Source organism: Pseudomonas sp. NPDC087804 (assembly GCF_044742965.1).
In the GTDB taxonomy this organism is placed as follows: domain Bacteria; phylum Pseudomonadota; class Gammaproteobacteria; order Pseudomonadales; family Pseudomonadaceae; genus Aquipseudomonas; species Aquipseudomonas rustica.
Window position 1 is genome coordinate 488,180 of sequence record NZ_JBIUVN010000001.1, and the last position, 11,190, is coordinate 499,369.

Below are 11,190 nucleotides of genomic sequence, written 5' to 3' on the forward strand. Positions count from 1 at the left end.
AAAAAGTGAGGAGTGAACATGGACGTACGCATCAAACCGGCATCAGTCGGCACCCTGTTGCTGGTGATTTCTACCACGCAAGCCCAGGCCCAATACCTGGAAACCGGCCAACCCGGCGACGCCGCCAGTTGGCGCACCAGCGAATTCCAGCGCGACTGGGGCCTTGCGCGCATGCAGGCCGATCAAGCCTACGCCGCCGGCATCACCGGCCAAGGCGTAAAAATTGGCGCCCTCGATTCCGGTTTCGACGCTAGCCATCCCGAGTTCGCCACTGACCGCTATCACCCGGTACAAGCCAACGGCAGCTACCTGAACGGCACCCCGTTTAACGTCGACGGCACACTTAACCCGAACAACGATTCCCACGGCACCCACGTCGTCGGCACCATGGGCGCCTCGCGCGACGGCACTGGCATGCACGGCGTCGCATACAACGCGCAAATCTACGTCGGCAACACCAACGCCAACGACAGTTTCCTCTTCGGCCCGAAACCGGATCCGCGTTATTTCAAAGCTGTTTACGACTCTTTGGCCGACGCCGGCGTGCGTGCGATCAACAACAGCTGGGGCAGTCAGCCGCCAGACGTCAGCTACCGCACGCTCGCCGATCTGCACGCCGCATACGCCCAGCACTGGAATCAGGGCACCTGGCTCGATGCCGCTGCCGACGTCTCTCGGCGCGGAGTGATCAACGTGTTCAGCGCCGGCAACAGCGGCTACCCGAATGCCAGCGTGCGCTCGGCGCTGCCGTACTTTCAGCCGGATCTTGAAGGCCACTGGCTGGCGGTTTCCGGGCTCGATCAAAGCAATCAACAGAAGTACAACCAGTGCGGCCTCGCCAAATACTGGTGCATCACCACGCCGGGGGCGAAGATCGACAGCACCATTCCCGGCGGCGGTTATGCGATCAAGTCCGGCACCTCGATGTCGGCGCCGCACGCGACCGGTGCATTGGCGCTGGTGATGGAACGTTACCCGTACATGAACAACCAGCAAGCGCTGGAAACGCTGCTGACCACCGCCACGCAACTGGATGGCTCCGTCACCGATGCGCCGACCGAGCGAGTCGGCTGGGGCGTGGCCAACCTTGAGCGGGCGATGCGCGGGCCGGGGCAATTGCTCGGTGCGTTCGACGCGAATCTGGGGGCAGGGCAGCGCGATGTCTGGAGCAATGACATCTCCGATAAAGCGCTGATCCAGCGTCAGAGTGAAGACCTCGCCGAGCACAACGCCTGGCAGCAAACCCTGCAGGACAAAGGCTGGCAGAACGGCGTGGCGGCGGGCGCCAGTCAGCAGGATCAGACCGATTACGCCGTGGGCATGGCGCGTGATGCTGCAGCGGCGAACCGCATTTATCAGGGCAGCCTGATCAAGTCCGGTGGCGGCCAATTAATCCTCACCGGCGACAACACCTATCGCGGCGCGACCACGGTTAATGGCGGCTTGCTGACGGTCAACGGTTCGCTGACCTCGGCGGTGACCGTCAACGACAGCGGCACCCTCGGCGGTTCCGGGCGGATCAATGCCTTGACCGCCAACAGCGGCGCTCGCGTGGCGCCGGGCAATTCCATTGGCACGTTGAACGTAGCGGGGAACGTCACGCTCGCGCCAGGCTCGACCTACGCGGTAGAGCTATCGCCCACCAGCAGCGACCGCATCGTCGCCGGCGGCACGGCCACAGTCAGCGGCGCCACCGTCAGCCTCGCGCTGGAAAACAGTCCGACGCTGCTCAGCGCCACAGAAACCCGCAGCCTGCTCGGTCGCCAATACGACATCCTGCAAGCGGCCGGCGGCGTTCAAGGCCAATTCGCGGCAGTCGTGCCGAACTACCTGTTTATCGGTGGCAATCTCGACTACGCCGCCAACGCGATTCAACTGAATATCGAACGCAACGCAACGACGTTCGCCAGCGTCGGCCAAACGCCGAATCAGCGTTCCGTCGCGGCGGCGGTTGAAAGTCTCGGTGCCGGCAGCTCGGTGTATGAAAGCCTGCTGCTGTCGCCATCGGCCGCATCGGCGCAACAAGCGTTCCAACAATTGAGCGGTGAAATCTACCCGGCTCTCGGTTCGGTGTTGATCAACGACAGCCGCCAATTGCGCGATGCGGTTGGCGAACGTCTGCACGATGCGTCGGCCACGCAAAACAACGGCTGGATCAAAGCCCTCGGCGCGTGGGGCACAACCGATTCCAGCCACGACACGGCGGGTTACAGCACCTCGATTGGCGGCTTGCTCGCCGGTGTCGATGGCGCACTGGACGAGAAGACGCGCATCGGTCTGGTCACCGGTTACAGCGACAGTTCGCTGAGCATGGGCTCGGGCACGCACTCGTCGGCCAAGGTCGACAGCTACCACCTCGGCGCCTACGCCGGCCACGAAATCGGCGCCTGGCGCTTGAGCACCGGCGCGGCCTACAGCTGGCATCGCGCCGATGTGAAACGCGATCTGCAATACGGCGACGTCAGCGCCAAACAGAAAGCCAAAGTCGACGCGGCCACCACCCAGGTGTTCGGCGAGGCGGCGTATCGACTACACCTGCAACCGTTGGCGCTGGAACCGTTCGCCAATCTGGCTTACGTGCATCTGGACACCGAAGGCTTCAAAGAGAAGGGCGATGCGGCGGCGCTGAAAAGCTCTGGCGATCAGCGTGATGCGGTGTTGAGCACGCTCGGTGTGCGCACGATCAAGACGTTCAACCTGTCGGCGCAGCAGACCCTCGACGTCAGCGGACATCTTGGCTGGCAGCACAGCTTGAGTGACATCGATGCTGAGCAGCACCTGCGTTTTGCCAGCGGTGGCACGCCATATTCGGTGGAGAGTTCGGCGCTGGTGCGTGACGCCGCACTGGTCGGCGTGCAGGCGAGTCTGGCGCTGAGCCGCGATGTGCGGGTGAACCTCGACTACAACGGACAACTGGCCCATCGCGAGAAAAGCCATGGCGTCGGGCTGAGCCTGAACTGGCAGTTCTAAAAGATCGACGCACACCTGATCGTTCCCACGCTCTGCGTGGGAATGCCTCTAGGGACGCTCCGCGTCCAGTGACGCGGAGCGTCACGGGCTGCATCCCCACGCGGAGCGTGGGAACGATCACAACGATACGGATTTTTTCGCAACATCACTAAGGAAGGTCGCTGGATGAATAACAACAATACACCCGCGCAATCGGGTGGCCGTTTTGCCTTGAAAACCCTGAATCTCGCGGTGCTCTGCGCACTCACCACCTGGGGCAGCGCACACGCCGCGCCTTACGTCGAGAGTGGTCGCACGGGCGATCCTTCCAGTTGGCGCAGCGCTGAATTCAAGGCCGATTGGGGCCTGGGCGCGATCGGTGCCGATCACGCTTACGCTGCTGGCTACACCGGCAAAGGCGTGAAACTGGGGATCTTCGACCAGCCGGTGTACGCCGCGCACCCGGAGTTTTCCGGCAGCAACAAAGTCGTGACGCTGGTCACCAGCGGCATCCGCGAATACACCGACCCGTACATCCCGGTGAAGGCCGGCGATGCGTTCCGTTATGACGGTTCGCCCTCGGTCGGTTCCGACGGCAAACTCGGCGCCCACGGTACCCACGTCGGCGGTATTGCGGCGGGCAGTCGTGACGGCGGGCCGATGCACGGTGTCGCGTTCGCCGCGCAAATCATCAGTGCCGACAACGGTGACCCAGGCCCGGAAGACGGTATCGTCCGTGGCAACGACGGCGCGGTGTACAAGGCCGGTTGGGATGCACTGATCGCCAGCGGCGCGCGGATCATCAACAATAGCTGGGGTATCGGCATCACCGACCGTTTTGACCTCGGCGGTCGCGACCCGGCGTACCCGCATTTCACCGTCAACGACGCGCAAGTGCAGTTCAACGAAATCCGCACACTGCTCGGCACCAAACCCGGCGGCGCGTATGACGGCGCCATCGCCGCCGTGCGCAGTGGCATCGTGACGATCTTCGCTGCCGGCAACGACTACAACCTCAACAACCCTGACGCCATCGCCGGCCTCGGCTATTTCGTGCCTGAGATCGCGCCGAACTGGATCACCGTCGCCGCGCTGCAACAGAACCCGGATCTGGCCAGCGCCAATCCGTACGTCATCAGTACGTTCTCGTCGCGTTGCGGCTACACCGCGAGTTTCTGCGTGTCAGCGCCGGGCACGAAAATCTTCAGCTCGATCATCGAAGGCACCAACGCCGATAACCTCACCACCAGCTACAAAAACTACAACGGCACCTCGATGGCCGCGCCGCACGTCGCCGGTTCCATGGCGGTGCTGATGGAGCGCTTCCCGTATATGACCGGCGATCAGGTCACTACTGTGTTGCGCACCACCGCCACCGACCTCGGCGCACCGGGCATCGACGCCTTGTACGGCTGGGGCATGATCAACCTGCGCAAGGGTATCGACGGCCCGTCGATGTTCGTCACCGAGCAGGACATTCCCGAGGAATTCCGCGTCAACGGCGCCTACGGTTCCGGTCAGTTTGTCGCGGATTTGCCGGGCATCGGCGCGATCATCGACCAGGGCAAACCGAGCGAGCGCGTGTGCAACGACATCACCTGCGGCCTCGACACCTGGCGCAACGACATCTCCGGTCACGGTGGCCTGACCAAGCAAGGCATCGGCACCCTGGTGCTGACCGGCAACAACAGCTACAGCGGCCCAACGCTGGTCAATCAGGGCCGACTGGCGATCAACGGCTCGCTGGCTTCTGAAGTGACCGTGAACGACAGCGGCATCCTCGGTGGCAACGGTCGCATCGGCGTCCTGACCGCGAAAAGCGGCGGCACCGTGGCGCCGGGCAATTCCATCGGCACGCTGAACGTGGCGGGTGACGTGACATTTGAACGCGGTTCGACCTACGCGGTGGAAGTCTCGCCGACCAGCAGCGACCGCATCGTTGCCGGCGGCGCCGCACAAATCGACGGCGCGACCGTCGCACTGTCGCTGGAAAACAGCCCGACATTGCTGACTACCAGCGAAGTGAAAAGCCTGCTCGGCACGCAATACAACATCCTCCAGGCAGCGGGCGGCGTGTCCGGTCAGTTCGGCCAGGTGTTGCCGAACTATGCGTTCCTCGGCGGTACGCTGGACTATTCGGCAAACGGCGTACAGCTGGAGGTTGGCCGCAATGGCGCGTCGTTCGCCAGCGTCGGTCTGACGCCGAATCAGCGTTCAGTCGCGGCGGCGGCGGATCGTCTCGGTGCCGGCAATGCGCTGTTCGAAACCCTGCTGCTGTCGCCTGACGCGGCGTCGGCGCAACAGGCTTTCCAACAGTTGTCCGGCGAGATTCACCCGGCCATTGGCACCTTGCTGATCAACGACAGCCGTTACCTGCGCGAAGCGGTTGGCGAGCGTCTGCGTGAGCGCGATCTGTTCAACGCCGATGCACCGAAAAGCGAGGGCAGCAACGCCTGGGTCAAGGTGTTGGGCTCGTGGGGCACCAGTGATGGCGGCAATAAATACGCGGATTCCACCAGCTCGATCAGTGGCTTGCTCGCCGGTGTCGATGGCTTGATTGCTGAAGATACCCGTCTCGGTTTCGTTACCGGTTATAGCGACAGCTCTTTGAGCATGGGCAGCGGCACGCATTCGTCGGCCTCGGTCGACAGCTACCACTTGGGTGCGTATCTGGGGCATGAAATCGATGCCCTGCGCCTGACCGTTGGCGGCGCTTACAGCTGGCACCGCATCGATGCGAAGCGTGATCTGCAAATCGGCGATGTCAGCGGCAAGCAGAAAACCAAACGCGATGCGACCACTGCGCAATTGTTCACAGAAGCCGCTTACGACCTGGGCTTGCAGCCGATGAACCTGGAACCGTTCGCCAATCTGTCGTACGTGCATCTCAACACTGACAGCTTCACCGAGAAGGGTGACGCGGCGGCGTTGAAGGGCGGTGAAGACAATCGCGACGTGGTGCTGTCGACCCTCGGCGTGCGCGTCAAGCGCAGTTTCGCCCTGTCGGATCAGCATCAACTGGAACTGGGTGCGAGCCTCGGCTGGCAGCACAACCTGAGCAGCGTTGACGCTGACAGCCATCTCGCATTCGCCAACGGCAACAGTGCGTTCAACGTGCAGAGCGTGTCGATGGATCGTGATGCCGCGGTGGTCGGCGTGCGTGCAGGTCTGGCGCTCAATCGCGATGTGCGGGTGAATCTGGATTACAACGGGCTGATCGGTTCGAACGAGAAAGACCACGGTGTCGGCCTCACGCTCGACTGGCAGTTCTAAAGCGTACCGGCAGCCTTGCGAAAGGCTGCCGGTTTAAAGGAAGAGAGAGCACAACATGGGATTGTTCGATTACAAAAAGGCCGATGGCAAAGCGTTGTACAGCGACGCCATCGCCCTGACGTTGTACGCCTACACCCCGACCGGCAAGCCTTTGCCGGCGACCGCGTGGGCGCCGGTCACTGCGACGGCGCTGGGTTATCAGGGCAAGGTCGGGCCGCAAGGCACATTCTTCGGTGAGCAGGATGGCTTCACCAGCGCCGAGGCGGAGGTGCTCGGCAAGTACGACGCGGCCGGCAAATTGATCGGCCTCGGCATTGCCTTTCGTGGCACCGGCGGGCTGGGTTACAGCGACACCTTCGGCGACATGAAAAACAATCTGCTGGCCGCTGTCGGGCCGTCGGATTATGCGAGCAACTACGCGAAAAACGCTTTCGACAATCTGCTCAAGGCTGTCGCGACATTCGCCATTGCCAACGGCATCGCTGCCAAGGACGTGCTGTTCAGCGGTCACAGCCTCGGCGGCCTCGGGGTCAACAGCGTCGCAGAATTGAGCGCGAACAACTGGGGTGGGTTCTTCAAGGACGCCAACTACATCGCGTTTGCCTCGCCGACCCAGAGCAGCACGGGCAATAACGTGCTGAACATCGGCTACGAGAATGATCCGGTGTTCCGCGTGCTCGACGGCACCACGTTCAGCACGGCCTCGATGGGCAAACACGACAAACCGCACGATTCGACCACCGACAACCTCATCAACTTCAACGACAACTACGCCTCCACCGCGCAGAACCTGGTGCCGTTCAGCATCATCAATCCGCTCAGCTGGTCGGCGCACGGCTCACTGGGTTATGCCGATGGCTTGAATCGAGTGATCGATTCGACGTTCTACAACCTGACGCATAAAGACTCGACGATCATCATTTCCAATCTTGAGGAATCTTCGCGGGGCAAAACCTGGGTTGAGGACTTGGGCCGCAGCGGTGAACCGCACACTGGCAGCACTTTCATCATCGGCACGCAGAGCAACGACTGGTTAAAGGGCGGCGCGGGCAACGACTTCTTTGAAGGCCTGGGCGGTGACGATCGTTTCCGCGATGACGGCGGCTTCAACATTCTGCTTGGCGGTCAGGGGCACAACACGTTCGAGCTGCAGAAACCGTTGCAAAACTTCAGCTTCGCCAATGATGGCGACGGCACGCTGTACGTGCGCGACGCCTACGGCGGCATCAGCATGACCCGCGACATCGGCGCGCTGGTGAGCAAGGAATCGGGTTCGTGGTGGGGCAGCAAGGAAATCACCTGGGGCGTCACGGCCAAGGGTTTGAGTAATGGCAACGAACTGACCCAGTACAACCATTCACTGAACGGCGATGGTTACGGCAATGCGCTACACGCCACGGCGGACGGTGATTGGCTGTTTGGCTTGGGCGGCGATGACACGCTGATCAGCGACAAGGGCCACGTGACCTTCGTCGGTGGCGCTGGCAACGATGTGATGAATGCGATAGGTGGCAACAACACCTTCCTGTTCAGCGGTGCGTTTGGTTTTGATGCGATCAATGGCTATCAGGGCAGCGACAAACTGGTTTTCATGGGCGTCGAGGGCGCGGGGCAGGGTTATGACTACAAACAGCACGCGTCGCAGAGCGGCGGCGATACCGTGCTGAAGATTGGCGACTTTGCCGTGACGTTGGTTGGGGTGGGAGTGGCTAACCTGTCGGACTCAGCGTTCGTCTTCGCCTAGACCCTGATCAATCCCTGTAGGAGCTGCCGAAGGCTGCGATCTTTTGATTTTTTTTTTTAAGATCAAAAGATCGCAGCCTTCGGCAGCTCCTACAGGGGGAGTGTGTGCGCATGTATTAAGAAGTGCTGTATCGAAATGCTCCGGGGCGGCCTGCGAGGGGCGCTCTGGCTGTGAGCTATCTCTGAACAATTCCAACAAAAAGAGAGGCAATGGCGATGGGTGTGTATGACTACAAAAACTTCGGCACAGCCGATTCCAAGGCGCTGTTCAGCGACGCCATGGCGATCACGCTGTATTCCTATCACAACCTCGATAACGGGTTTGCTGCCGGTTATCAACACAATGGCTTCGGCCTCGGCCTGCCAGCCACACTGGTCACGGCGCTGATTGGCGGCACCGATTCACAAGGCGTCATCCCCGGCATTCCGTGGAACCCCGACTCGGAAAAAGCCGCCCTCGACGCGGTCAACCAGGCCGGTTGGACACCGATCACCGCCTCGCAATTGGGCTACGACGGCAAGACCGATGCGCGTGGCACCTTCTTCGGCGAGAAGGCCGGCTACACCAGCGCTCAGGTAGAAATTCTCGGCAAATACGACGCCCAAGGCCATCTCACCGAACTGGGCATTGCCTTTCGCGGCACCAGCGGCCCACGGGAAATCCTCATTGGCGATTCGATCGGCGACGTGATCAACGATCTGCTCGCGGCATTCGGCCCCAAGGATTACGCGAAGAATTACGTCGGCGAAGCATTCGGCAATCTGCTCAATAACGTCGTGGCGTTCGCCAAGGCCAACGGCCTCAGCGGCAACGACGTACTGGTCAGCGGCCACAGCCTCGGCGGCCTCGCGGTCAACAGCATGGCCGATTTGAGCGGTGGCAAATGGGGCGGTTTCTTCGCCGATTCCAACTACATCGCTTACGCCTCGCCGACCCAGAGCAGCACCGACAAAGTGCTCAATGTCGGCTACGAAAACGACCCGGTATTCCGCGCCCTCGACGGCTCGACCTTCACCGGCGCCTCGGTCGGCGTGCATGACGCGCCGCACGCATCGACCACCGACAACATCGTCAGCTTCAACGATCACTACGCCTCGACCGCGTGGAATCTGCTGCCATTCTCGATCCTGAATATTCCGACGTGGATCTCGCACTTGCCGACCGCGTATGGCGATGGCATGAACCGGGTGATCGAGTCGAAGTTCTACGACCTGACCAGCCGCGACTCGACGATCATCGTCGCCAACCTGTCCGACCCGGCGCGCGCCAATACTTGGGTGCAGGATCTCAATCGCAACGCCGAAACCCACAAAGGCAGCACCTTCATCATCGGCAGTGACGGTAATGACCTGATCCAGGGCGGCAGCGGCAACGACTACCTGGAGGGACGCGCCGGCAACGACACATTCCGCGACAGCGGTGGTTACAACGTCATCCTCGGCGGGCAGGGCAACAATTCACTGGATCTGCAGAACTCGGTGAAGAACTTCGACTTCGCCAACGACGGCGTGGGCAATCTGTACATCCGCGATGCACAAGGCGGGATCAGCATCACTCGCGACATCGGCACGATTCTGACCAAGGAACCGGGGTTTCTCTGGGGCGTGTTCAAGGATGATGTGAGCCACAGCGTCACGGCCAATGGCTTGAAAGCGGGCAGTAATGTCACGGCATACGAGTCGAGCGTGAAAGGCACCAGTGGCGTCGATACGCTCAAGGCACATGCGAGTGGCGACTGGTTGTTCGGGCTGGATGGCAACGATCATCTGATTGGCGGTACGGGCAACGATGTATTTGTTGGCGGCGCCGGTAGTGACCTGATGGAATCGGGGGGCGGGGCGGATACGTTCCTGTTCAACGGTGCGTTCGGGCAGGATCGGGTGGTGGGGTTTACCTCCAACGACAAAATGGTATTCCTCGGTGTGCAGGGTGTTTTGCCGGCGGATGACTTCCGTGCGCATGCCTCCAGTGCCGGGCAGGACACGGTGCTGACGTTTGGCACAGACTCGGTGACGTTGGTCGGCGTGGCGCTGAATAGCCTGAGTGCCGACGGTATCGTGATCGCCTGATTCGTTAGGGCTATCCCAAAACCTGTGGCGAGGGGATTTATCCCCGATGGGTTGCGCAGCAGCCCCAAATTCTGAGCATGCGCTGTGTCAGACACAGTTCGGCTGAAGGTTTTGGGGTCGCTGCGCTACCCATCGGGGATAAATCCCCTCGCCACAATGAATGGTGTATGTGACTGATCAGCCTGTTTCTGACTCAAACCCCTGCAAAAACAGGAAATGCGGCCTAAAGCCAGCACGTGCACACACGTTCTACAGCTAGCTGCCATTGAGTACAGGAGATTCAAACGTGAAAGGTTTCAAGGGGTATATCGGTTTCGTCGGGCTGGCGCTGTGTTCGGCCAACGTCTGCGCCGATCTGCCTCAAAGCTCGATTTTGAGCCGCTACGGCATTACCACCGACCAACTGCCGAACCCGGTGAAGACTGCCGAGGACAAACCGGTCGAAGAGAAAAGCCGCTTTCAGATCCAGCCCGAACAACCGTTCGTGACGATCCGTCTGGGTGACGGCAAGCAGCCGCCAACCACCGGCAATCTGAGCATCGACCGCATGGCGCAACAGGATCTGCAGCGTTGCCAGCGTTTGCAGGGCGAAGTGGTCAAGCGCGGCGGGACGTACATGAGTTGCGACAACAGCATCCCCGGCATGGCAACTCCCGAGTAATGATCGTTCCCACGCTCTGCGTGGGAATGCATCCCGGGACGCTCTCCCTTCCAGAGCCGAACGCGGAGCGTCCGTTGCGGCATTCCCATGCCGAGCGTGGGAACGAGAGTGTTAGTCCTCCTTGCGCACGGTCGCCACTTCATCGGCGCGCACTTTCACTTTCGCCCCGGAAATATCTTCGAATTCATAAAAGCCGTCTTTGGTTTCGGTCTTCGGCATGTCCTTGGTCAAATACTGGGTGCCGTTCTGCAACGTGACCACGGTCTGGGTTGAGCAACCGCCCAATGCCAACAGGGCGGCAACCGCCAATGGAAGGCCCAGCGTCTTGATGTTCATAGCCACCTCAAACTCCTCATGCGATGTAGTACCGATCATTGTCGGTGTTCTAACGCGGTTGGTGTCATGGCACCGTGAAAAGTTCGATGTTCACGGATAAAAAATGCCATTGATCTTTTTCCGTTTGCACGGGGTAGGGCTGAGCTGGTATCTGTACG

6 protein-coding genes are annotated in these 11,190 nt (G+C 60.9%); 5 read left to right on the plus strand and 1 reads right to left on the minus strand.

Annotation, left to right across the window (positions count from 1 at the left end):
- Positions 1–18: 18 nt before the first annotated feature.
- From ACIOMO_RS02250 to ACIOMO_RS02270, 5 genes are all read left to right on the plus strand, one after another.
- Positions 19–2,970, plus strand: coding sequence for an autotransporter domain-containing protein (locus ACIOMO_RS02250; RefSeq protein ID WP_401237787.1), 2,952 nt, complete (start codon positions 19–21; stop codon positions 2,968–2,970).
- Positions 2,971–3,135: 165 nt separating this feature from the next.
- A complete protein-coding gene (locus ACIOMO_RS02255) occupies positions 3,136–6,222 on the plus strand; it encodes an autotransporter domain-containing protein (RefSeq protein WP_401237789.1) in 3,087 nt (1,028 codons plus the stop codon).
- Between the two features lie 55 nt (positions 6,223–6,277).
- The gene (locus tag ACIOMO_RS02260; protein ID WP_401237791.1) at positions 6,278–7,966 is read left to right on the plus strand and encodes a polyurethanase; all 1,689 of its coding nucleotides are present in this window, start codon (positions 6,278–6,280) and stop codon (positions 7,964–7,966) included.
- 215 nt (positions 7,967–8,181) lie between these two features.
- Positions 8,182–10,035, plus strand: a complete 1,854-nt coding sequence (locus tag ACIOMO_RS02265) for a polyurethanase (RefSeq protein WP_401239392.1) — start codon at positions 8,182–8,184, stop codon at positions 10,033–10,035.
- A 286-nt stretch (positions 10,036–10,321) separates the two neighbouring features.
- A complete protein-coding gene (locus tag ACIOMO_RS02270) occupies positions 10,322–10,696 on the plus strand; it encodes a hypothetical protein (protein ID WP_053119975.1) in 375 nt (124 codons plus the stop codon).
- A 111-nt stretch (positions 10,697–10,807) separates the two neighbouring features.
- On the opposite strand, the gene ACIOMO_RS02275 is transcribed toward ACIOMO_RS02270, so the two are convergent.
- The gene (locus tag ACIOMO_RS02275; protein ID WP_053119977.1) at positions 10,808–11,032 is read right to left on the minus strand and encodes a YgdI/YgdR family lipoprotein; all 225 of its coding nucleotides are present in this window, start codon (positions 11,030–11,032) and stop codon (positions 10,808–10,810) included.
- Positions 11,033–11,190: the final 158 nt, after the last annotated feature.